This window comes from Streptomyces sp. SBT349, from assembly GCF_001083795.1.
Taxonomy (GTDB): Bacteria; Actinomycetota; Actinomycetes; order Streptomycetales; family Streptomycetaceae; genus Streptomyces.
In genome coordinates this window covers 1-22768 of sequence record NZ_LAVK01000098.1, presented here as the reverse complement: position 1 = coordinate 22768, position 22768 = coordinate 1, and the positions used below count along the sequence as shown (strand labels likewise).

11 protein-coding genes and 1 pseudogene are annotated in these 22768 nt (G+C 75.2%); 4 read left to right on the top strand and 8 right to left on the bottom strand.

What is annotated here, in order from left to right; translation table 11 throughout:
• The first annotated feature begins 90 nt into the window (after positions 1 to 90).
• Positions 91 to 1599 carry a family 43 glycosylhydrolase gene (locus ADY01_RS14675; protein ID WP_049572140.1) on the top strand — a complete coding sequence of 503 codons (1509 nt, stop codon included), beginning with the start codon at positions 91 to 93 and terminating at the stop codon, positions 1597 to 1599.
• A 130-nt stretch (positions 1600 to 1729) separates the two neighbouring features.
• Positions 1730 to 2782 carry an arabinan endo-1,5-alpha-L-arabinosidase gene (locus ADY01_RS14670; RefSeq protein ID WP_078900312.1) on the top strand — a complete coding sequence of 351 codons (1053 nt, stop codon included), beginning with the start codon at positions 1730 to 1732 and terminating at the stop codon, positions 2780 to 2782.
• Positions 2783 to 2889: 107 nt separating this feature from the next.
• On the opposite strand, the gene ADY01_RS14665 is transcribed toward ADY01_RS14670, so the two are convergent.
• The 3 genes from ADY01_RS14665 to ADY01_RS14655 all read right to left on the bottom strand — a co-directional run bounded on the left by ADY01_RS14665 (position 2890) and on the right by ADY01_RS14655 (position 6165).
• The gene (locus ADY01_RS14665) at positions 2890 to 4386 is read right to left on the bottom strand and encodes a beta-N-acetylhexosaminidase (protein ID WP_159001216.1); all 1497 of its coding nucleotides are present in this window, start codon (positions 4384 to 4386) and stop codon (positions 2890 to 2892) included.
• Between the two features lie 96 nt (positions 4387 to 4482).
• Positions 4483 to 5229: an MIP/aquaporin family protein gene (locus ADY01_RS14660; protein ID WP_078900311.1), complete on the bottom strand. Its 747-nt coding sequence runs from the start codon at positions 5227 to 5229 to the stop codon at positions 4483 to 4485.
• 156 nt (positions 5230 to 5385) lie between these two features.
• Positions 5386 to 6165, bottom strand: coding sequence for a VOC family protein (locus ADY01_RS14655; protein ID WP_049572130.1), 780 nt, complete (start codon positions 6163 to 6165; stop codon positions 5386 to 5388).
• A gap of 159 nt (positions 6166 to 6324) precedes the next feature.
• Between ADY01_RS14655 and ADY01_RS14650 the strand changes: the two genes are divergently transcribed.
• Together ADY01_RS14650 and ADY01_RS14645 are read left to right on the top strand one after the other, a co-directional pair.
• On the top strand, positions 6325 to 12117 hold the full coding sequence (locus tag ADY01_RS14650) for a type I polyketide synthase (protein WP_049572126.1): 5793 nt from the start codon (positions 6325 to 6327) through the stop codon (positions 12115 to 12117).
• A gap of 154 nt (positions 12118 to 12271) precedes the next feature.
• Complete coding sequence (locus tag ADY01_RS14645; protein WP_063784229.1) at positions 12272 to 12964, top strand: thioesterase II family protein; 693 nt, start codon at positions 12272 to 12274, stop codon at positions 12962 to 12964.
• A 42-nt stretch (positions 12965 to 13006) separates the two neighbouring features.
• Here the strand turns inward: ADY01_RS14645 and ADY01_RS40555 are convergent, their stop codons facing one another.
• From ADY01_RS40555 to ADY01_RS14625, 5 genes and pseudogenes are all read right to left on the bottom strand, one after another.
• A complete protein-coding gene (locus ADY01_RS40555) occupies positions 13007 to 14668 on the bottom strand; it encodes a glycoside hydrolase family 13 protein (RefSeq protein WP_049572145.1) in 1662 nt (553 codons plus the stop codon).
• An 875-nt stretch (positions 14669 to 15543) separates the two neighbouring features.
• Positions 15544 to 17640, bottom strand: a pseudogene (locus tag ADY01_RS40550) (FAD-dependent oxidoreductase); the annotation flags it as partial.
• Positions 17637 to 19727, bottom strand: coding sequence for a hypothetical protein (locus ADY01_RS14635; protein ID WP_053170829.1), 2091 nt, complete (start codon positions 19725 to 19727; stop codon positions 17637 to 17639). The pseudogene ADY01_RS40550 and the gene ADY01_RS14635, both read right to left, overlap by 4 nt.
• Entirely contained in the window at positions 19724 to 22195 is a 2472-nt protein-coding gene (locus ADY01_RS14630; RefSeq protein WP_049572121.1) for an alpha-mannosidase, read from the bottom strand. The genes ADY01_RS14635 and ADY01_RS14630 overlap by 4 nt, the downstream gene beginning before the upstream one ends.
• On the bottom strand, positions 22192 to 22768 hold a 577-nt coding region (locus ADY01_RS14625; protein ID WP_049572118.1), incomplete at its 5' end, for a D-sedoheptulose-7-phosphate isomerase. The genes ADY01_RS14625 and ADY01_RS14630, both read right to left, overlap by 4 nt.

The window sequence follows — 22768 nt, the reverse complement described above, 5'->3', positions numbered from 1 at the left end:
CTCCCAACCCTCCCGGGGCGGCGGGTGGCACACCGCGCCGCACCCCACCCTGCGACTGAAACGTTACAACCACCGTCCGAGGGAACCCCCATGACTCTCCCCCACCTCCACCCGCTCCGGCGCCGCCTCGGCCTGGTCCTCGCCGTGGTCGCGCTGCTGTTCGGCGGCACCACCGCCGTGGCCACGCCGCCCGAGGCCGCCGCCGCCCCCGCCATCGACACGGACGCCTCGTATGTGCTGGTCAACCGGCACAGTGGCAAGGCCCTCGACGTCTACGACCTCGCCACCCACGACGGCGCCGAGATCGTGCAGTGGGCGCGCAACGACGGCGCCTGGCAGCAGTGGCAGTTCGTGGACACCGGCGGCGGCTGGTACCGCCTGAGGTCCCGGCACAGCGGCAAGGTGCTCGACGTCCGCGACGCCTCGACCGCCGACGGCGCCGCCGTCGTGCAGTGGACCCAGGACAACGGCCGGGCCAGCCAGCAGTTCCGCCTGGCCGACTCCCCCGACGGCTTCGTCCGGCTCATCAACCGCAACAGCGGAAAGGCGCTCGACGTCCTCGACTTCTCGACGGCCGACGGCGGCCAGGTCGTCCAGTGGCCCGACCTGGGCGGCGTCAACCAGCAGTGGCAGCTGGTCAAGCTGGGCCCGAGCGCGCCCGGCACCTTCACCAACCCGGTCAAGCGCAACGGACCCGACCCCTGGCTCCAGTACCACGACGGCTTCTACTACCTCGCCACGACCACGTGGAACTCGACGGTGACCATGCGCCGTTCGGCCACCCTCGGGGGTCTGTCCACCGCACCCGACACCGTCGTCTTCGACCTGTCCGGCAGGCCGAACGGCTGCTGCACCATGTGGGCCCCCGAGTTCCACCTCATCGACGGGCCCAACGGCCCGCGCTGGTACCTGTACTACGTGGCGGGCGAGGACGTTCCCGACTACAACCCCACCCAGCGGCTGCACGTGCTGGAGAGCGAGGGCACGGACCCGATGGGCCCGTACCACTTCAAGGCCGACCTGGGGAACACCTGGGAGCTCGACCCCAGCATCCTGCGCGTGGACGGCGACCTGTACCTGATGGGCAGCGCCATCGACGGCACGCAGAGCCTGACCATCACCCCGCTCTCCAACCCCTGGACGCCGAGCGGTGCCCGGCGGACGATCAGCTCGCCGACGCTGTCCTGGGAGCGGCAGTCGGGCGCGGTGAACGAGGGCGCCGAGGCGCTGTACCACGACGGCCGGACCATGATCGTCTATTCGGCAAGCGCCTGCTGGGGGCCCGACTACAAGCTGGGCCTGCTGACGTTCACCGGCTCCGACCCGCTCAACCGCGCGCACTGGACCAAGTCCCCCGAGCCGGTCTTCGAACGCAGCGACGCCAACGGGGTGTTCGCCCCGGGCCACAACGGGTTCTTCACCTCGCCGGACGGCACCGAGGACTGGATCGTCTACCACGCCAACGACTCGGCCTCGGGCGGCTGCGACATGAACCGCTCCACCCGGGCGCAGCCGTTCACCTGGAACGCCGACGGCACCCCCGACTTCGGGACGCCGGTCAGGACGGGCGTCGAACTCCCCGCCCCCTCGGGCGAATGACGCCGCGCGTCGGCCCGGTGGACGCCGGGCCGACCCGCGGGACGCGCCTTCCGCACCTTCCGCACCGGCCGCCGACGCCCGAACCGACAGCCGAACCGACAGCCGAACCGACACCGTAGGAGAGATCACCATGACCCAACGACCCGAGCCGCGACCGGACTCGACATCCAGGCGGCGCGTCGTGGGCGGCCTGCTGGCCGCCGGCGCGCTGCCCCTCACCGTGCTGGGCGTGACCGGCGCCGGGCGCGCCACCGCGAGCGGCACCGGCGGAGGCACAGGCGACGCCAGCGCCGGCGCCGCCCAGGCGTACCCCAACCCGGGCCTGGTCACCGGGGACACCGGGGTGCACGACCCCAGCTTCGTGAGGCGCCCCTCGGGCGGCTACCTGGTCGCGCACACCGGGGACAACGTGGCGCTGAAGACGTCGGCGGACAGGACCGCGTTCCGCAACGCGGGCTCGGTCTTCCCGAACGGCGCGCCCTGGACCACCCCGTACACCGGCGGCAGCCGCAACCTCTGGGCGCCGCACGTCTCTTACCACAACGGCCGGTACTGGCTGTACTACTCGGCCTCGACGTTCGGCTCCAACCGCTCGGCGATCTTCCTGGCCACCAGCACGAGCGGCGACTCCGGCTCCTGGGCCGACCAGGGCCTGGTGATCGAGTCGCAGTCGTCGAACGACTACAACGCCATCGACCCGCACCTGGTGGTGGACGGCGGGCGCTGGTGGCTGGCGTTCGGCTCGTTCTGGTCGGGCATCAAGATGATCGAGCTCAACCCGTCCACCGGCAAGCGCACCGGATCGGCCCTCCACTCGATCGCGGGGCGCGGCGGGGGCGCGATCGAGGCGCCGACGATCTTCAAACGGGGGTCGTACTTCTACCTGTTCGTGTCGTTCGACCTCTGCTGCCGGGGCGCGGACAGCACCTACCGGATCATGGTCGGCCGCTCATCGAGCGTCACCGGCACCTATGTGGACCGGAACGGGACGGCGCTGACCTCGGGCGGCGGCACGGAGATCCTCGCCGGGCACGGGAACATCCACGGCCCGGGGCACCAGGACGTCTTCGCCGACTCGGACAACGACATCCTGGCGTACCACTACTACGCCGACAACGGCACGGCGCTGCTCGGCATCAACTGGCTCGGCTGGGACGAGGCGGGCTGGCCGTACGCGCACTGACCCCGCACGGTGACCGCACGCACGGGCCGCACGCGAGGACGCCATGCGTGGACCACCTGCGCGGTCGGCGCCGCGCCCGGCACGGTGACGGGCGCGGCGCCCCCGCGTCAGGCCGAAAGGTCGTGCTGCGGGCGGTAGTTGACGCCGAGCGCGTCCAGCAGGGGCAGGTGCCCGGTGAGGCGGTCGCGGAAGTCGGCGAGGTCGCGCCGCCCGGCCGGGGACCAGCCGATCTCGGCGATGGCGGCCAGGCGCGGAAAGGCCCGCCACTCGACGAGGTCGGTCGTCGGCAGGTACTCGCTCCAGAGCTGGCCCTGCACGCCGAGCGCGGCCTCGGGGGGCTCGTAGCCGTAGACGCGTGAGAGGGGCAGGCCGGTCCTGATCGCCAGCGGCTCCCCGGGGGCGTCGGCCTCGGCCCAGTCCAGGTAGGTGTACTCCTGCGGGGCGGCGACCAGGTCGAGCCCGGCGGCCCTGGCCAGCTTGACGCGGTCCTCGCCCTGCCACGCGAAGACGGCCGCGCCCTCGGGGACGCCGTGCTCGATCAGCTCGTCCCAGACGGCGGCCCTTCTGCCGAGTCCGGCCAGGTGGCCGGCGAGGCGCCGCGACCACCAGCCGTGGAGGTGCCCGGGCCCGGCCAGGCCGTCGGCGAGGGCGCGCCGGGCGGCGTCGGCGCTGGCCAGCCACTCGTCGGGCGGCACCTCGTCGCCGCCGAGGTGCACGTACTCGAAGGGGAAGACGTCGGTCAGCTCGTCGAGCACATGGTGGACGAACTCCACGGTCGGCTCGGCGCAGTTGAGCACATGGCGCGATATGCCCCACTCCCGGCGGACCGGGAGGCGGCGCGCCGGGTCGTTGCCCAGCTCGGGGTAGGCGGATATCGCGGCCTGCATGTGGCCCGGCGCGTCGATCTCCGGCATGATCCGCACGCCGCGGCGCGCGGCGTAGGCGACGAGGTCGCGCAGCTCGGCCTGGGTGTAGAAGCCTCCGTGGGGCACGTCGTCGGTGACGCCGTCGCGGGCGTGGCCGACCGGGGAGCCGGTCCTGAAGCCGCCGACCTCGGTGAGCCGCGGGTAGCGCGTGACCTCGAAACGCCATCCCTGGTCGTCGGTGAGGTGGAGGTGGAGGGTGTTCAGCTTGTGGAGCGCGAGCAGGTCGACATAGCGATGGACGAACGGCAGGGGGTGGCACCAGCGCGCCACGTCCAGGAGGGAGCCGCGCCAGGCGAAGCGGGGCCGGTCGAGGATCTCCAGGCAGGGCAGGCGACGGTCGCGGGCGAGCTGCCGCAGCGACTGGACCGCCCAGCGGAGCCCGGCCGCCTCGGCGGCCTCGGCCCGCACGCCGTCCTCGGCGACGCGCAGCCGGTATCCCTCCGCGCCGAGGCTCCGGTCCTCGACGAGGGCGAGCTCGATCCCGGTGCCGGAGCCGGAGCCGGAGCCGGAGCCGGTCAGGCCGAGGGTCTCGCGGGCCAGTTCCGCGAGGTCGGCCAGCTCGGCCGGTGCGCGCACGCCCACATCCGCGCCGAGCGCGAAGTGTCCTGCGTGGAGGTGCATCGTCTCGGGTCGGGGTATGAGGGACGGCTGCGGGCGCGGGGCTTCGTTGAGTGGCACGGTTTCGAAGCTATATCGCGCCCGCGGCGCTGCCAATAGCCGCCGGACCCGGGAGGGAAGGGGCCGGGCGGTCGGCCGCCGCGGGCGCGGGGCGCCCTACGCCGAGGGGTAGGCCATGAAGAGGAGGGCGGCCAGGATGCCGCCGACGATGGGGCCCAGGACGGGGACCCAGGAGTATCCCCAGTCGGCGCGGCCCTTGCCCCTGATCGGCAGGATGAACGCGTAGGCGATGCGCGGGCCGAGGTCGCGGGCCGGGTTGATGGCGTAGCCCGTGGGGCCGCCGAGCGACGTGCCGATCACGATCACGACGAAGGCCACCCCGGCGTAACCGAGGGCCGCGTTCCCGAAGTTGGGCACTCCGTCCGGGCCGCTCTGGAAGGCCGGGGAGAAGAGCACGAAGGCCACGAGGACGAAGGTGCCGATGGTCTCGGTGACGAAGTTCCACGTCTTGTCGGCGATCTGCGGCGCCGTCGCGAATATGCCGAGGGTGCCACCCGGTTCGGGGTGGTCGTCGAATTGCAGCTTGTAGGTGGCCCAGCAGAGGATCGCGCCGACAATGCCGCCGAGCATCTGGGCGATGAGGTATATGGGGACGTCGGACCATTCGGTCTTGTCCGCGACGGCCAGACCGAGCGTGATCGCGGGGTTGAGATGGGCCCCGCTCGGGGCGGCGAGACTCGCGCCGGCGAACACCGCGAATCCCCAGCCGATGTTGATGAACAGCGGCCCGCCATTGTTGCCGTTCGTTCTGCGCAGGACGTTGTTGGCGACGACTCCGGTACCCAGCAAAATGAGCACTGAGGTGCCGAGCAGTTCCCAGAGGAAAATTGAACTCGTGCTCACCCGTTACCTCCACAACGTTGTGGCTCCGCACGTCGGTTGTGCCGACGAATGCCCGCGCACACTACTTGATCCACAGCGGCCCCTCTAGGGCGTGAGCAGATAAAATCCGCGCCGGTTTGTCGTGTTGGGGGCGCCCTGACACTGTTTAGGCGCACCTCATGCGCGCGACGGCAGTTCGAGGACGGCGAAGGTGGCGCCCCAGGGGTCGGCGACGACGGCCAGGCCCCGCCCGATGGCGTCGGTGGAACGGTGGAGGACGGACCCGCCCTCCCCGGCGGCGGTCGTGGCGGCTTTCCCGGTGTCCGTCACGCCGAAATACGGCATCCAGAACGGATCGACGCCCGGCTGATCCGGCCTCAACAGGGTTCTTCCCGCCACCGCCGTGTCGTCCCGCCCGTCGCTCAGCCGGAAGGCGGCATAGCCGGGGGTGGCCGCCTCGGCGTGCTCCGCCGCGCGGAAACCGAGGACCGATTCGTAGAACCGGTCCGCCGATTCCCCGTCGTGGACGGCGAGTTCGGCCCAGCAGAGCGCGGCGGGCTCGCCGAGGAGACCGGCGCCCATGTGTGCGCGCGGCTGCCAGAATCCGACGTGTGCCCCGGCCGTGTCGATCGCGAGCAGGCTCCGGCCCTGAACGCCGAAGTCCCGTGGCCCGTCCGCGATCCGGCCACCCGCGCCGGTGATTCTCCCGGCCGTCGCGTCGGCGTCGTCCGTCGCGAAGGAGACGATCCAGCTTCCGCTCCCCTGCTCCCCGGGGGCGATGCCCGCCACCATCTGCCGCCGGGCGGTGGCATAGGTGTAGTGGTCGAACGCCGGGCCCGCGTGCACGTACTCCCAGCCCAGGACAGCGGCGTAGAACTCCTCGGCGGCGGCCGGCTCCGGCGCGTTGAGGTCCGCCCAGCACAGGGCGCCGGGACGGTAGGAGGTGGGCTCGGGCACGGAACTCTCCTGTCTGGGCCGGTGGTTGACCGCCCCGCCGTGCTCCGGGGGGCGACCGTAGGTCATTGCCGAGGACCGTACGTCATGAGCGAGCAGGGGCATTGACGTGCGTTCGGACCGCTTGGAGGATGCACGGATGTCCGGAAGGGGGGCTGCACGGTGCGCCAAAGGGACCCGAACACGCTCGATGACGCGTCGGGGGACGGGGGTTCGGGGCTCATCGCCGTGGTCGGCATGGCGCTCAGAGTGCCGGGAAGCGCCGGTCTCGACGCCTTCTGGTCCCACCTCTCCGAGGGGGTGGAGTCGGTCACCCGCTTCGACGAGGACGAGCTGCGCGCGGCGGGGATCCCGGAGCGGGACCTGAAAGACCCGCACTACATCAGGGCCAAGCCGGTCCTCGACGACGTCGCCGCGTTCGACGCCCCCTTCTTCGGGTTGACGCCCCGCGAGGCACAGGTGAGGGACCCGCAGCACCGGCTCTTCCTGGAGTCGGCCTACACCGCGCTCGAACACGCGGGCTACGACCCGTTCGCCGTCCCGGGGGCGGTCGGCGTCTACGGCGGGGGCGCGCCCAACTTCTACCGCGAGCTGAACGTCAACTCCCACCCGGAGGCCACCGCCTTCCTCGGCGAGGTGGGCGTCGTCGTCGCCAACGCGACCGACTACATCACCACGGCCGTCTCGCACCACCTCGGCCTGACCGGGCCCAGCGTCAACGTGGCGACGGCCTGTTCGACCTCGCTGGTCGCCGTTCACCTGGCCTGCCAGGCGCTGCGCACCGGCGAGTGCGACGCGGCGGTGGCGGGCGGGGTGCAGGTCGAGCTGCCGCGCGTCACCGGCTACCACTCGGCGGAGGGCGGGATGTTCTCGGTGACCGGCCGGGTCCGTCCGTTCGACGCGGGCGCCGACGGGACGATCTTCGGCACCGGCGTGGGCACCGTGGTACTGAAGCGCTGGTCCGACGCGATCGCCGACGGCGACACGGTCCACGGCGTCATCCGCGCCTCGGCCATCAACAACGACGGCGCGCTGAAGACGGGCTTCACCGCGCCCAGCGTCGAGGGCCAGGCCATCCTGATCCGCCGGGTGCTGACCACCTTCGGCGTCGACCCGGCGCGGATCGGCTATGTCGAGGCGCACGGGACGGGCACCCGGGTCGGGGACCCCATCGAGGTGGCCGCCCTCACCCGGGCGTTCCGCGACCTGGGCATGACCGGCGTCCGCACCTGCCCCATCGGCTCGGTCAAGGGGAACGTCGGCCACCTGGGCCCGGCCGCGGGCGTCGTCGGGCTCATCAAGTCCGTGCTGGCCATCCGCGAGGGCCGCATCCCGCCGAGCATCAACTTCTCGGAGCCCAACCCCGACATCGACTTCGAGCACGGCCCGTTCTACGTCAACACCGAGCTGGCGCCCTGGCCCGGGGACCGGCCGACGCGGATGGCCGCGGTCAGCTCGTTCGGCGTGGGCGGGACCAACGCGCATGTCGTCGTGGCCGAACCACCGGCCGTCCCCCGCGCCCGCGACCTGGCCCCGGGCGCGGCGGGAACGGCGGGAACGGCGGGAACAGCCGGAACGGCCGGCGGCGGGCGCCCCGTGGTCCTCACCCTCTCGGCGCGCACGCCGGAGGCGCTGGACTCGGCCGCCCGCGCGCTCGGCGACCACCTGGAGGCCCACCCGGAGCTGCGGCCCGCCGATGTCGCCGCGACCCTGGCGCTGGGGCGACCGCGGTTCGCGCACAGGACGGCCGTGGTGCCCGGCGGCGGGCGCCCCGCCGAGGCGCTGCGCGCGGCGGGTCCGGGGGGCGGGGCGGTGGCGGCCGAGGGGCGCTCCGTCGCGTTGCTCTTCCCCGGGCAGGGCTCCCAGCACCTGGGCATGGGACGGGAGTTGTACCGGAAGGAGCCCGTCTTCCGCGAGTCGTTCGACAGCTGCGCCGACCTCGCGCGCCCGCTGCTGGGCGAGGACCTGCGCGAGGTCGTGTTCGCGGCGGCGGACGCCGCGCGGGCGGGCGTCGCCGTCGGCGCGGCCAACGGTTCGGCCAAGGGTTCGGCCAACGGCTCGGTGCCCGGGGGCGGTTCCGGCGCGGCGGAGCGGCTGACCAGGACCCGGCTGGCGCAACCGGCGCTGTTCGCCGTCGAGTACGCGATGGCGCGGCAGCTCGCCGCCTGGGGGCTGACCCCGGCCGGGATGATCGGGCACAGCGTCGGCGAGTACGTGGCGGCCTGCGTGGCGGGCGTCTTCTCGCTCCCGGACGCCGTGCGGCTCGTGGTCAGGCGCGGCGCGCTCGTCGAGGACCTGCCCGGCGGCAGCATGCTCGCCGTCCCCGCGGCGGCGGAGCGGCTGGCGGAGCTCGACCTGGCCGGAGTGGACATCGCCGCCTACAACGGGCCGCGCCTGACGGTGATCTCGGGCCCCGACGAGGCGATCGACGCCGCCGAGGCGGAGCTGGCGGAACGGGGTCTCGCCGGCCGCCGCCTCCACACCTCGCACGCGTTCCACTCGGCGATGATGGACCCGGTGCTCGACGCGTTCGCCGCCGAGCTGGCCGGGGTCACGCTGCACGCGCCGCGCCTGCCGTTCGTCTCCAATGTCACCGGCGACTGGATCACCGACGCCCAGGCCGTGGACCCGCGGTACTGGGTCGGCCACCTGCGCGCGCCGGTCCGCTTCGCCGCCGGCGTCTCCCTGCTGCTGGAGGACGGCGACCGGCTGCTGGTCGAGGCGGGCCCCGGGCAGGTGCTCACCCGGCTGGCCAGGGCCCAGGCGGTCGCGGGGGGCTCCCGGGACAGGACGCTGGTGGCGACCATGCCGGCGCCGGGGTCCGCCGACGACGAACCGCTGTGCCTGGCACGGGCGCTGGCCGCGCTCTGGTGCGCGGGCGCGCCCGTCGACTGGGACTCCTACCTCGGCGGGGCCGGGCGCCGGGTGCCGCTGCCGACCTACCCGTTCGAGCGGAAGGACCACTGGCTCGACCCGGTCGCGCCGCCGCCCGCGCCCGTCGGTGGGAGCGGGCCGGAGCGGGAGGAGGGCCGCCGGCCGATCGAACGGGCGCTGTTCCGGCCCGAGTGGCGCGAGGACGGGGACGCGGCGCCGGGGCCGCGGGCCTCGCTCGCCGCCACCTGGCTGCTGTTCCGCAGGGGCCCGGCGCTGGACGGAACGGTGGACCGGCTGCGGCGGTTGGGCGGCGAGGTGGTGACCGTCGAGCCGGGCCCGCGCTTCGAGCGCCTGGCGGGGAGCCGATACGTGCTGCGGCCGGGCGTCGGGGAGGACTACGACGCGCTGGTGGCATCGCTGGCCGCCGACGGGCTCACGCCCCGGCGCGTCCTGCACGGCTGGCTGTTCGGGCCGCCCGAGGAGGCCGCGGAGCCGGACGGCGCGGAGCGGGGGAACGAGGCGGGCACCTGGCTCGACCTCGGGTTCTTCAGCGTGCTGTTCCTCGCCCAGGCGCTCGCCCGGCGCGGCTCGGCCGTGACCCCGGGGATGGCGTGGGACGTGGTGGGGTCCCGGATGCGGGCGGTGTCGGGCGCCGAGCCCGTCGAGCCCGCGCGCGCGGCGGTGTCCGGGGTCTGCGACGTGATGGCCAAGGAGCTGCCCGAGATCGCGGTGCGCTGCCTCGACGTGGCCGAACACCGTTTCGACGAAGGGCTGTTGGACGAGCTGGCCCGCCCCGTGGGCGGGGACCGGTGGGTGGCCGTGCGGGGCCGCAGGCGCTGGGTGCTCGCCTACCGGAACGTTCCCGAGCCGCGGGCCCCCGGCGCCGTGGGGCCGCTGCGCGAGCGCGGCACCTATCTGATCACCGGCGGCCTCGGCGGCATCGGGCTCACGGTGGCGGAGGGCCTGGCCAGGGCCGTGCGCGCCCGGCTGGTGCTGACCGCCAGGTCGGCGTTCCCGCCCCGGGAGGAGTGGGACGCGCTGCTGGCCGCCGAGCCGGGACCCGCGGAGGCCGGAACGGGCCGGGAGGCCGGGAGGGACAGCGGGCGCGGGGCGACGCTGCGGTGGATCCGGCGGATCGAGGACCTCGGCGGCGAGGTGCTCGTCCTGCGGGCCGACGTGGCGGACGAGGTCGCCATGCGCGCCGCCGTCGAGGCGGGGGAGCGCGCGTTCGGGCCGATCCGCGGCGTCTTCCACACCGCGGGCGTGCCGGGCGGCGGACTGCTGGCCATCAAGACCAGGGCGGAGGCCGAGCGCGTGATGGCGGCCAAGGTCACCGGCACGCTGGTGCTGGACCGGCTGCTGGGCGACCGGCTCGACCTCATGGTGCTCTTCTCCTCGATCACCTCGGTCGCGGGGAACCTCGGCCAGACCGACTACGCCGCGGCCAACGCGTTCCTCGACGCCTACGCCCACGCGCGGGCCGCGGAGGGCACCGGCTTCACGGTCTCCGTCAACTGGGACGCCTGGAGCGAGGTCGGCATGGCCGCCACGGCGGACGCGCTGGCCCCCGCCGCGTTCCGCGCCCTCCAGACCGGCGCCTCGGCGGGCGTCGGATCGCTGGTGACCGAGGCGCCCACCACCGCGCCCGCCACCGCGCCCGCGCCCGAGCCCGGCGCGCATCCGCTGCTGGGCGCGCGCCGGGAGGGCGCGGACGGCGAGATCACCTATCTGACCTGGATGGACGCCACCTCGCACTGGCTGCCGCGCGAGCACCGGGTGGGCGGCACGCCGGTGTGGCCCGCCACCGCCTATGTGGAGATGGCGCGCGCGGCGGGCGCCGCCGCGCTGGCGGCCGGGGCCGCTGACGAGGCCGCCGGGGGACCGCCGCCGGTGCGGCTGAGCGATGTCACGTTCCTCGCGGTGCTGACGCTGGCCGAACGCCGGTCGCTGCGCACCACGTTGGTGCCGGATCGGGGCGGCTTCCGGTTCTCCGTCGCCAGCTCCCCCGACGGCGCGGAGTGGACCGAGCACGTCACGGGCCTGGTCGGCCAGGCGGAACGGGAACGGCCGCCCCTGCACGACCTCGATGTGCTGCGCGACCTCTTCCCGGTCGTCAAGTCCGACACCGAACCGTTCGAACCCGAGGTGGGACTGGTCGACTTCGGTCCCCGCTGGTCGAACATGGCCGAGATACGCCGCGACGACGCGTCCACGCTCGCCCGGATCGAGATGCCGGAGGAGTTCGTCGACGAGCTGGCCGACTACCCGCTGCACCCGGCGCTGTTCGACGCCGCGACCTCCAATGTCGTCTATCTGCCGGAGCTGGGCCCGACCGGCGAGAGCTACCTGCCCTTCACGATCAGCGCCATCACCGTCCGGTCGGCGCTGCCCCCGGTCATCCACGTCTACTCCCGGCGGCGCGGCTCCCACCGGAACCTGATCACCTTCGACATCACGGTCACCGACGGCGAGGGCAGGGAGGTCGTGGACGTCACCGGCTACACGGTCCGCACCCGCGACCCGGAGACCTTCCGCAGGGCCGTCGGCGAGATGGCGCGCACCACGCCGGAGCCCGGCCCGGACGGCACGGCCGACGCCCCCGCCGCGCCGGCGCCCGCGCCCGCGCTCGGCGGCGCGTTCGCCATCCGGCCCGAGGAGGGGATCCGGGCGCTGTGGCACATCCTGAGCGAACGGATCGGCCCGCAGGTCGTGGTCGTCCCCGAGGGCGTGCACGAGAGACTGCGCGCGGTCGAGCGGCTCACGCAGAACGTCATCGCCGACGCGGGCACGGGCGCGGGTACCGCCGGGGCGGGCGCGACGGAGCCGGGCGCCGCGCCGGCCTCGGGGGCGAACGGAGGGGGGACGCTGACGCCCCAGGAGCGGCTGACGCGGCTGTGGGCGGACGCGCTCGGGATCGAAGGCGTGGGCGTGGACGACGACTTCTTCGCGCTGGGCGGCAACTCGCTGGTGGCGGTGCAGCTCGCGGCGCGCGTGCGCAGCGAGTTCGACGCCGACCTGCCGATCGCCACGCTCATCGAGAACCCGACGGTCCGCGCCATCGCGGACATGGTGGCGCCGTGAGGCCCTCCCCGGGCCCGGGGCCGGGAGGTGCCCCCGGCGCGGGCGAGGAAGCGAACGGAGAAGGGGCCCGGTGAGCGACTCCCCCGGCGCGCCTGCGCCCAGTCCCTGGGTTCCCTACCCTCCGCCGCGCCATCACGCTGCGGAGCGGACGGGGTTGACGCTGTTCTGCTTCCCCTGCGCGGGGCGCGGCGCGTCCGTCTACCGCTCCTGGCAGCGGCTGCTGGCGCCGGAGATCGACGTGGTCCCCCTCCAGCTTCCCGGCAGGGAGGGCCGCGCCACCGCCGAGCCGTTCACGGACATGGAGAGCCTGATGGCCGCGCTCCTGCCCGTGCTCGACGCCCATCTCACCGGCCCCTACGCGCTGTTCGGGCACAGCCTCGGCGCCGCGGTCGCCTTCGAGGCGGCCCGGCGGATGGAGGCGGTGGGCAGGGCGCCGGAGCGGCTGATCGTCGCCGCCCAGCGGCCACCCCACGAGCCGGACGACCGGCCGCCGCTGCACGAGCTGCCGCGCTCGGCGTTCATGACGATGCTCGGGCTCTACGGGCAGGTGCCGGTGGAGCTGTTCGACGACCCGGCGGCGGTCGAGCTGGCCGCGGTGAGCCTGCGGGCGGACTTCACGCTGCTGGAGACCTACGCGGCGTCCGTGGAGCCCCCGTTGTCCTGCCCGCTGACGGCGCTGGCCGGGCTCGCGGACAGCAGCGTGCCCCCCGCGTCGATGCGCGGCTGGGGCCGCCTGACCGCGGGCGGCTTCGCCTTCCGCCCGATCCCGGGGGACCACTTCTTCGTCCACCGGCGCGCCGAGGAACTCACGGGCCTGATCCGGGAGTCGCTGCCGCGGCGCCCCTGACACCCGGCGCCCCTGACGTTCGGCGCCGGGCGCCGCCCGGCGTCAGCCCTCGGCGGCCGGGAGCCAGAGGGCGGTGTCCGGGGGCAGGTCCCCGGTGGCGGGAAGGCCGGGGAGGCCGGCGCTGATCAGGAGCGGGCGGGCGGCGGGCGCGGGGACCGGGTCGGCCGCGAGGTTCACCACGCAGCGCAGGGCGCCGTGGGTGAAGTCCAGGGTGCCGGGGGCCGCTTCCCGGCTCCAGCGGAGCGTGGCCCCGCCCGTGCGCAGGCGGCGGCGGAGGTGGATCGCCGCGCGGTAGAGCTCCAACGTGCTGTCCTTCTCACCCTGTTGGGCCTCGACCGAGAGGGCGGCCCAGTCCGCGGGCCGGGGCAGCCAGGAGCGGGCGGGCGCGGTCCGGGTCCACGGGAGGGGTATCCGGCAGCCGTCGCGGCCCTTGCGGGCGCCGCCCGAGCGCCGCCGCACCGGGTCGCGCAGCACCGCCTCCGGGAGGTCGGGCACCTCGGGGAGGCCGAGTTCCTCGCCCTGGTAGAGGTAGGCGCAGCCGGGCAGCGCGAGGAGCAGCAGGGCGGCGGCGGCGGCGCGGCGCAGCGCGAGGGCGGGGTCGACGGCCGGGCGCGTTCCGCCGGTCAGGAGCCAGGCGTCCGGGTCCGTGCCGGGTGGCAGGGCGAGGCGGGAGCGGTGGCGCACGACGTCGTGGTTGGACAGGACCCAGGTCGGCGCCGCGTCGGGGCCCGCCGTGGTCAGGGAGCGGTCGATGACGGCGCGCAGGGCGGTCGCGTTCCAATCGGCCTTCAGGAAATCGAAGTTGAACGCCTGGTGCAGCTCGTCGGGGCGCGTGTAGTGGGCGCGGCGGGCGCGTTCGGCCCACGACTCGGCGACGGCGGCGCGGGTCGGGCGGTACCCGTCGAGGACGGCGCGGAAGCGGCGGAGGATCGCGTGCACCTCGTCGCGGTCCCAGAACGGGTGGGTGCCCTCGTCGCCCGCGCCGACGATGCCGTGGTGCACCTGCCGGGGGCCGAGGTCGCGCAGGGGCGGCGTCAGGTCCTTGGCCATGCCGTGGGCGACGTCGAAGCGGAAGCCGTCGACGCCCCGGTCCAGCCAGAACCGGAGGATGTCCTCGAACTCCGCGACCACCTCCGGGTTCTCCCAGTTCAGGTCGGGCTGTTCCGGCGCGAACAGGTGCAGGTACCACTGGCCGTCGCCGACCCGGCGCCACGCGCTTCCGCCGAAGACCGACTGCCAGTCGCTGGGCGGCGCCGCGCCGCCCTCGCCGGTGCCGTCGCGGAAGATGTAGCGGTCCCTGGCCGGGCTGCCGGGCGGGGCGGCCAGCGCCTCGGCGAACCACGGGTGCCGGTCCGAGGTGTGGTTGGGCACGATGTCGATGATGACCTTCAGGCCCAGGCCGTGGGCGCGGGCCAGGAACGCGTCGGCGTCGGCGAGGGTGCCCAGGCGCGGGTCGACGTCGCGGTGGTCCGCGATGTCGTAGCCGCCGTCCGCCTGCGGCGAGGGGTAGAACGGGGTGAGCCAGACCGCGTCGGCGCCGAGGTCCGCGACGTGCCCGAGCCGCGCGGTGGCGCCGGGGAGGTCGCCGACCCCGTCCCCGTCCCCGTCGGCGTAACTGCGCACGTAGATCTGGTAGATGACGGCGTCGCGCCACCAGCGGTGGTCGTCGGCGGCCGGGGGAACGCGCCGCGTTCGGCGAGGCAACGGGCCCACGCGCGGCGGTCCTTCCCGTGGTCGGCGCCGGTCAGCGCGGTCAGCCTGCTGTGGGCCTGCTCGGCGAGCAGGGCCCGGGTGTCGGCGAGGTAGGCCACCAGGACGTCGTGGCCGCGCGGGCTGCCGCAGGCGGCCAGGGCCCGGCCGAGGGCGAGTTCGAGCAGGGCGCGGCGCTCCTGCGTGTCGTCGGGTTCGACGCCCCGGGTGACCGACTGTCCGTGCAGCGCCGGGCGGTCGTGGATCCGTTCCAGGGCCGGGACGGCGGCCGGGTCGCCGAGCCGCTCGGCGCCCGCGCAGACGGCGTCGACCCAGGCGAAGGGCGCGGCCGACGGGTCGTGGAAGGCGCGTTCCCCCGCGTCGAGGAGCAGCGCGACGCGGTCCCACAGGGCGACCGTCCTGGGGTCGCGGGCGACGGCGAGGGTGTGCAGGAGGTACGCCTCGTCGGGCATGGCGGACTGGTCGGGGGGAAGCTGCGCCTCGCGGATGCGGGAGGTGCGCGGCGGGAGCCTGTCGCCCGCGAGGCGCGCGGCGCAGTGGGCGAGGAGGACGTCGGCGCCCTCGCGCCGGCCGCGCAGGACGAGGAGCTGCGCCAGGGCGAGGCGCGCGGGCCCGGTGGCCCGACCGGCGGCGGCCAGCAGCGCGCCGGTGGTGGCGGGCCGAGGGTCGAGGGCGAGCTCGACGAAGGGGATGGGGCCGGTGAACACCTCGCGGCGGCCCATGTCGGAGTAGCCGTACAGGGGCAGGCGTTCGGCCAGCTCGGCGATCAGCGCCTCGGTGGACGGCGCCTCGGCGGGGGCCGCGGGTGCCCGGGTGGCGCGGCGGGCCACGGCCGCGGGGAGCCGTCCGCGCCGGACCAGGAGGCGCTGGAGCGCGGCCACGTCCAGATCCCGGGGCCGCACCCCGCCGGCCGCGCAGCGGGCCGCCGCGATGCCGGTCGCCTCGCCCAGGTTCTCCAGGTCGGCCTGCATGCGCAGCGCGGGAAGCGCGTCATGGGTGGCGGAGAGCGCCTTCCCGGTGACCAGCAGGCCGTCCAGGCCGCGGGGCAGCAGGGCGCGGTAGGGCAGCTCGATCTCCAGGTTGGGCGGGATCAGGCCGACCTGGGGCCACAGCGCCTCCCCCTTGCCCTTGAGGTCGTGGTTGGAGAAGTGCAGGTTGACGGTGTCGGGCCAACGGCGGTGCGTGAGCTGGTCGGTGAGGGTCACCACCACCTCGCCGACCAGGTGGCGGCTCTCGCGGGCCGCGGGCCGGACGCCGTGGTCGTGCACCTCGGGGCCGCGCCTGCGGGCGGCGAGGACGGCGCGGGTGGTGTCGGTGACATCGGTGGGGTCGGCGAGGCCGCCGAAGGAGTTGCGGGTGGTCGACGCCGTGTCGAACCGGGCCAGGGACGCCCACATGGTGGTGTGGACGCCCGCCGCGCCGGTGGTGCACGGGGCTCCGCACCAGGCGGCGAGGTGGGCGTCGCCGGTGGCGTCCACGGTGACGTCGGCCGTGACGGCGAACGGGCCGCCGGGGCCGTTGAACACCGCGCCGACCACCCGGTTCTCCTCGCGCAGCGCGGCGAACGCGGTGACGTCGTACCGGACATCGACACCGGCACCGCTCAACTCCCGGTGCAGCGCGAGGGCCTTGGCCTCGATGGTCCACGCGCCGACGCCGCCGGGCAGGCCCAGCTCACGGTGGGTGCGGCGGACGAGGCGCTGGAGTTCGGCGGCGTGGCCCTCGCGCCTGCCGAACCAGTAGCTGTGCACGCCGCCGTAGGTGCCGGTGCCGCCGGGGCCGGGGGCGGCGTCGGCGAGCAGGGTGCGGGCGGCGGCGCCGGCGGCGGCGAGCGCGGCCGACGCGCCGCTGGAGCCGCCGCCGACCACCAGCACGTCGAACGGTCCCAGGCACGGCACCGGCAGGGCGGCGACCCGCTCGCGGGCGTGGCACCGCCCGCGCGCCGGGCCGTCCTGCTCGGCCACGGCCACGGCCCCGGCCGACACCACGCCCGGCGGGGCGGACCGGGACGCGGCCACCGCGTCGAACAACGCCTCCCCCGGGCGCCGGACCGACGCAACGCCCGGCGGGACGCCCGGCGGGACGGACCGGGGGGCGGGGCGCGGTCGCGCTCCGCGGCCCGCCTCGCCGACCGCTCCGGCGGCACCGCCGCGCCCGGCCAGGGCCGCACCCCACCCCCACGCGGCCACGGCATCGCACAACGGCTCACCCGGGTGCCGGATCGGCGCCGCGTCCGCCCCCGCCAGGGGTTCGGAGCCGACCGCGCCGAGCCGGGCCCTGGCGAACGCCGGGTGGTCGCGCAGCAGCCGTCCCGCCTCGGTGACGGCGGCGAGGCGGCCGCCCTCCGTGGCGAGCAGGGCGTAGAGGTGGCCGGGACCACGGCACCCGGCGACCAGCCGGATCCCCCCGGCCACCGGGTCGAGGACGGGGTCGATCGTGGTGACTCCTTCGAACTCCACGCTCCACACGGCCCGTTGCCCGCCGCCACCCGGCAGGGCGGGGCGGCGCGGACCGGTGGCGTCCAGGACCACCGGGCACCGCACCAGCTGGCGCCCTGACACGTCGGAGACGACGAGCCCGCGCCGTTCGCCGCCGACCGTGTGCGGTGCCAGCGCGTCGACGCCGTAGAGCAGCGCGCCGCCCGCGCCGAGCAGGGCGTCCTCCAGGCACAGCTTCAACGCGGCCGGGCGCAGCGGGACATGGGCCCCGGGCTCCGCGTCCGGGGGCAGCAGCTCGGCGAGCGGCCCCGCGGCGCCGGGGCCGTCCGCGGGGACGGTGAGCCAGGGCCGGTTGGCCGCGGTCAGCTCGGTGCCGAGGGCGTAGCCGTGTTCGAGCAATACCACCCGCCGCCCGGCGCGGGCCAGTTCGACGGCGGCGGCGGTGCCGGCGAGCGTGCCGCCGACCACCGCGGCGTCCACGTCGTGCAGCACGGGCAGGGCGCGCCCCGGCAGGAGGATCGCGCTCATGTGGCGGTGCCACCCAACTCCGGTAGTTCCAGGGCCGTTTCGCAGCCGTAAAGGAGAACGCCCGCGGACCAGGCGTGCGAGAGGGTGAGGAGCATGCCCTTCGCCTGGAAGCAGTCGGTCTGGTAGAAGCGCTCACTGACCATGCCGCGGTAGGCGTTGAAGTCCCCGTCGGCGCGGGCGACGAACTGCCGGAAGCAGTCGAGGTTCTCGGTGGCGGAGCGCAGCAGGTGGGCGTCGCCGAGGTGGCGGGCGAGGCGGACGGTCTCGGGCAGGCAGATCAGGCCGAACGCGTGGAGGTGCTGGTTGGACGGGGAGGCGGTGTCGGCGCCCCTGGTGCGGAACCCGTACCGCCCCAGGAGGGTCCGCGCGTCGAAGTGGACGTCGTAGGTGTACCGGAAGGTGAGCGTCCAGTCGGCGGCGCGGCGGGCGAGGTCGAGCCAGCGCGGGTCGCCGGGGTCGGCCTCGTGGAGCAGGGTGTAGGCGATGATCGCGTTGTAGCCGTCCTCCGAGGTGGGGGCGAGGGAGACGTCCTCGGGCGCGCCGCAGAGGAACTCGCCCAGCACGTCGTCCGCGTAGGCCGCCCCGGCGCGGCGGGCGGCGGCCAGCGGCCCGGGGTCGCCGAACGCGGCGGCGGCCTCCACCAGGGCGGCGATCCAGGCCAGACCCGCGCTGCCCTCGTAGGACAGGGGTGTCCCGGTCCCGCTGTGGTGGGCGGCGGCCATCCGGCCGCCGGCTGGGTCCTGGCCGCGCACGGCCACCGCCAGGTTGGAGCGGACGGCGCGCTCCCACGCCGGGTGGTCGTGGCCGTGGGCGCGTTCGGCGCGCAGGGCCCGCAGCAGGAACAGGGTGGCGTCGCCGAGGGTGCGGGCGTGCAGCCGGTGGGGGTCGCCGGTCCAGCCCGCGTTCCAGCCGCGCTCGGCCGTCCACTGGCCCCAGAAGGTGCCCCCCGGGGTGAGGTGGTGGGCGATGTGGTCCAGCACGGCGGTCGCCGCCGCCGCCTTCGCCTCGTCGCCGGTGCGGCGGGCGTGGAGGAGCAGCGCGTGGGCGTAGGGGGTGCCGCTGACCCAGGAGACGTGCATGGCCTGCCGGTCGCCCGCCGCGCCCAGCGCCTCGCGGTCGAACGCGGCGGTCTCCAGCAGCACCGGCGGCTCGGGCCGGTAGTGCCAGCGGTGCAGCCCGTGCGCGGCCAGGGCCGCGGCCTCCTCCAGGCCGACCCAGGCCGCCGGTTCGGGGGCGGCGCCCGCGCCCGAGAGCTCCCGCAGCACGGCGGCGTAGGCGTGCGGGTCGGCGTCCAGCAGGTGGATCGTGAAACGCAGCGTGTGCTCGGCGCCCGGCTCCCAGCGGTGGAGCGGCGTGTCCGGCGGCAGCGGTGTTTCGGAGCCGTAGTAGGTCACCGGCTCCTCCCGGTAGGGCGCGTGCAGCCGCAGCGCGGGGCGCCCGCCGTCCAGCAGGGCGAACCCGACGCCCTGCTCGCCGAGTTCGCCGCGTTCGGCCAGGGCGAGCGCCGCGCCGCCGCGCCGGTCGCGGGCGAAGACGGCGGGGGTGGCGCACCGGTCGGCCCGCAGCGACCAGGCGTCCGCGGTCATCGCCGCGGGGTCGTGGGTGTCGCGCTGGTAACGGGGGTAGGGGCGGGCGCAGTTCGGCAGCCGGTTCTGCCCGTAGAACGCACCGGGGATCAGCCAGCCGGGGTCGTCGGAGGGGCCGAGGCGCAGCTCGACGCGGAGCCCGGCGGCCACCGCGCCCTGCCCGGTGCGCCGCACGGTGAGGGCCGCGTCCCGGGTGGTGGCCCCGGGCGGCGGGGGCGGCCCGAGCCGCAGCCTGGCCGCGAACCCGTGGGCGGCGCCGGTGAGTTCGGCCGAGCCGTCGGCCCCGGCGACGACGTCCCCGGGCGGGACGGGCAGGCAGCCGCCCTCGCCGGTCAGCAGCGCGACCAGGTAGGGCAGCGCCGCCTCGCCACCGTCCCCGCCGCGCAGCGGAACTCCGCCGCCCACCGCCACCGCGCCCGGCCCCGCGCCCGCGCCCGCCACCGTGCCCGGCAGCGGCCCGGCTCCCGTGCCGGGCGCCTCGTCGACGCCGCGTCCGCTCACGCGGGGCCCGGCCTCTCCAGCAGGTCGGTCTCGGTGACCGGCCGCTGCGGATCGCGCGGCACGCGGAACGTCTTGATCTCGCACGGCCCGAACGCCGCCTCGATCACCCGCCCGCCGAGCATCGTCAGCGCGATCCGCGCCGAGGTCGCCCGCCCGGCCGACTCGTAGGCGCGTACGACGAGATCGCCGGAGCGGTCCTCGTCCTCCTTCACCACGGTGACCACCACGCTGCCCGCGCCGTCGTCGGCGTGGGCGGCGCGCTGGGGCAGCGGGCCCTCGTGGAAGGACTCCAGCAGCGCGAACGGCGGCTGGTTGAGCTCGGCGGCCCGGCGGACCGGATCGGCGGCGCGCCAGTCCCCGCCGTGCGGGATCAGCAGGTAGCGGAACTCCTGCCGCCCCTGGTCGAGATACTCGTAGACGCCGTCGGGGTCGAGGACCTGCGGCTCGTGCCAGGCGTAGACGGGGCTGCGCAGGGCCGTGAGCCCGATCTCGCCGCCGCGCACGTCGTGGCCGTGCTTGCTGTCGTTGGCCACGGTCAGCCCGGCCCGCCCGCCGCCGGGCAGGGTGCCGGAGACGTCCACCCACGCCTGGGTGGGCTCCTCGGTGCCGTCGGGAACGCGCTCCAGGTGGCCGTAGGGGATCTCGTGGGTGGCGGTGACGCCGGACAGCGCGGTGGGGAAGCGCAGCTTGAGCGTCCTCAGCCGCTCGTGCCAGTGCACGACGGCGCGGACCTCGACCTGCCGGGAGCCCGCCGAGAGCACCAGCTCCTCGGCGAGCGAGGAGTGCTCGTAGCGGCTCTCGACGCGCAGCACCGCCCGCACCGGGCCCGTTTCGACCAGGCGGACGCGGGTGCAGCGGAACGAGCCGGCCACCCGGTCGTAGGCACGCACCCGGTGGCCCCAGGTGTCGGAGGGGTCGTCGATGACGACGGCGTGCGGCCCCGGGCCCGGGGGCAGCAGCTCCACGCCGCGGTCCTTGTCGTGGAGGGAGGAGAGCCAGCCCGTCGCGGGATCGACCTCCAGCCGCAGGTGCTCGTTCTCCAGGGTGGTGCCGGTCGCCGACACCGGGCCCGGGGCGGCGGGGGCCGCCGGGTCGCCCGGGAGCAGGTGGTAGACGCGGTGGCCGAGCGGGGGGACGGTGGCGCGGAACGCGACGCGGCCCCTGCTGCCCGCCATGGTGGCCTCGGAGCGGGTGCGCTGAACGGGGACGGCCGCCCCCGTGTCGTCGGCCAGCCGCGCCCCGGCGGCCCTGCCGAACTCGACCTCCACGTCGGCGTTCAGTTCCCACGGGTGCGGGTTGAACACCACCAGCGGGTCGGTGGACTCGCGCAGCGGGATGTCGATGCGGCGGGCCATGGCCTGCACGGAGCGGTTGAACGCCTCGGCCGCCAGGGACCTGGCGCGGCCGTAGTCGTCGCGGGCGTCGTCGTAGGCGGAGCGGATGGAGGTGCCCGCGAGGATGTCGTGGAACTGGTTGAACAGCACCAGCTTCCACGCCTCGGCGAACTGCCTGTGCGGATACCGCACCCCCGCGACCGTGCCCGCGACGGCGGCCCACTTCTCGGCGCGCTGGAGCTCGTTCTCGGCGCGGCGGTTCCACTCCTTGACCCCGGAGTGGGCGGAGTAGCAGCCGGGGCCGTGGTGCTGGAGTTCCCCGGCGTGCACGGGGATGTCCGCACGCTCGCGGAGGGTCTCGAAGTACGCGGCGGGGTGGCTGAGGGTCAGCCGGGGCAGGCCGCCCAGGCCGTCGAGGCGGCGGATGGAGTCCAGGTTCGCCCTGGTGGGGCCGCCGCCGTGGTTGCCGACGCCGTAGAAGACCATCAGCTCCGGCTCGTCCGGCGGCATCAGGGCCAGCGACTTGTCCAGGTGGTGGCCGATGTCCTTGCCCGGCGCGCAGTACTCGTTCGGCAGCCGGTAGGCGAGCACCCGGGAGCCGTCGGGCGCCTCCCAGTGGAAGAACTGCCCCGGCAGCGCCATCTCGTGGGGCCCCGGACGCAGGAAGACATAGCCCTCCATGCCGGACTTGCGGAGCAGCTGGGGCAGCGTCGCGTTGTGGCCGAACGGGTCGAGGTTCCCGCCGATGGTGGCCGTGGTGCCGAACTTCTCCAGCAGGTAGCGCTGCCCGTACAGGGCCTGCCGGACGAACGACTCGCCCGAGGGTATGTTGCAGTCCGGCTCGACCCACCAGCCGCCGATGATCTGCCAGCGGCCCTCGGCGACGCGCGTGCGGATGGTCTCGAACAGCTCCGGGTCGTGCCGTTCGATCCACTCCAGGTACATGACGGAGTCGCAGGTGAACACGAAGTCCGGGTACTCCTCCATGCGGTCGACGGCGGACCTGAAGGTGGCCCGGATCTCCTGGAGTCCCTCGGGCCAGCGCCACAGCCAGACCGGGTCGATATGGGCGTTGCCCACCAGATGCAGGGTGCGCCGCCCGGAGCCGGACGCGGCGGGGTCGGGGAACGTCATGTGCGGCTCTCCAGTCGGTCGTGGTCGGTCGTGGCGGCCCAGGCGTCGACCTGCTCGCTGAGCAGGTGGAGCAGCATCAGGTGCATCTCCTGGACGCGGGCGGTGGCCGTCTCCGGGACGACCAGCGCGTGGTCGGCGTACGCGGCGGCGGGGCCGCCGCCCTCCGTGCCGCCGCCGAGGAGAACGGTGACGGCTCCGGCGGCGCGCGCCGCGGCGAGGCCGCGGACGACGTTGGGCGAACGGCCCGAGGTGGTGAAGCCGATGACCATGTCGCCGGGCCTGGCCAGCGCCTGCACCTGGCGGGCGAAGACGTCGTCGAAGGCGTAGTCGTTGCCGATGCAGCTGAGCACGGAGGGGTCCGTGGTCAGGGCGACGGCGGGCAGGGGCCTGCGCTCCCGCAGGTAGCGGCCGATCAGCTCGGCGGCGAGGTGCTGGGCGTCGGCGGCGCTCCCCCCGTTGCCGAACGTGTACAGCCGCCCGTCGCCCTGGTAGACGTCGATCAGCCGGCGGGCGACCCGTTCCAGTGCGGGCAGCAGGGCCCGGGTGCGGTCGGCCGTCGCGAGGTGGTCGGCC

Coding starts and splice junctions, on each gene's coding strand:
- ADY01_RS14675 (WP_049572140.1), top strand. CDS start 91: ATGACTCTCCCCCACCTCCACCCGCTCCGGCGCCGCCTCGGCCTGGTC.
- ADY01_RS14630 (WP_049572121.1), bottom strand. CDS start 22,195: ATGACGTTCCCCGACCCCGCCGCGTCCGGCTCCGGGCGGCGCACCCTG.
- ADY01_RS14670 (WP_078900312.1), top strand. CDS start 1,730: ATGACCCAACGACCCGAGCCGCGACCGGACTCGACATCCAGGCGGCGC.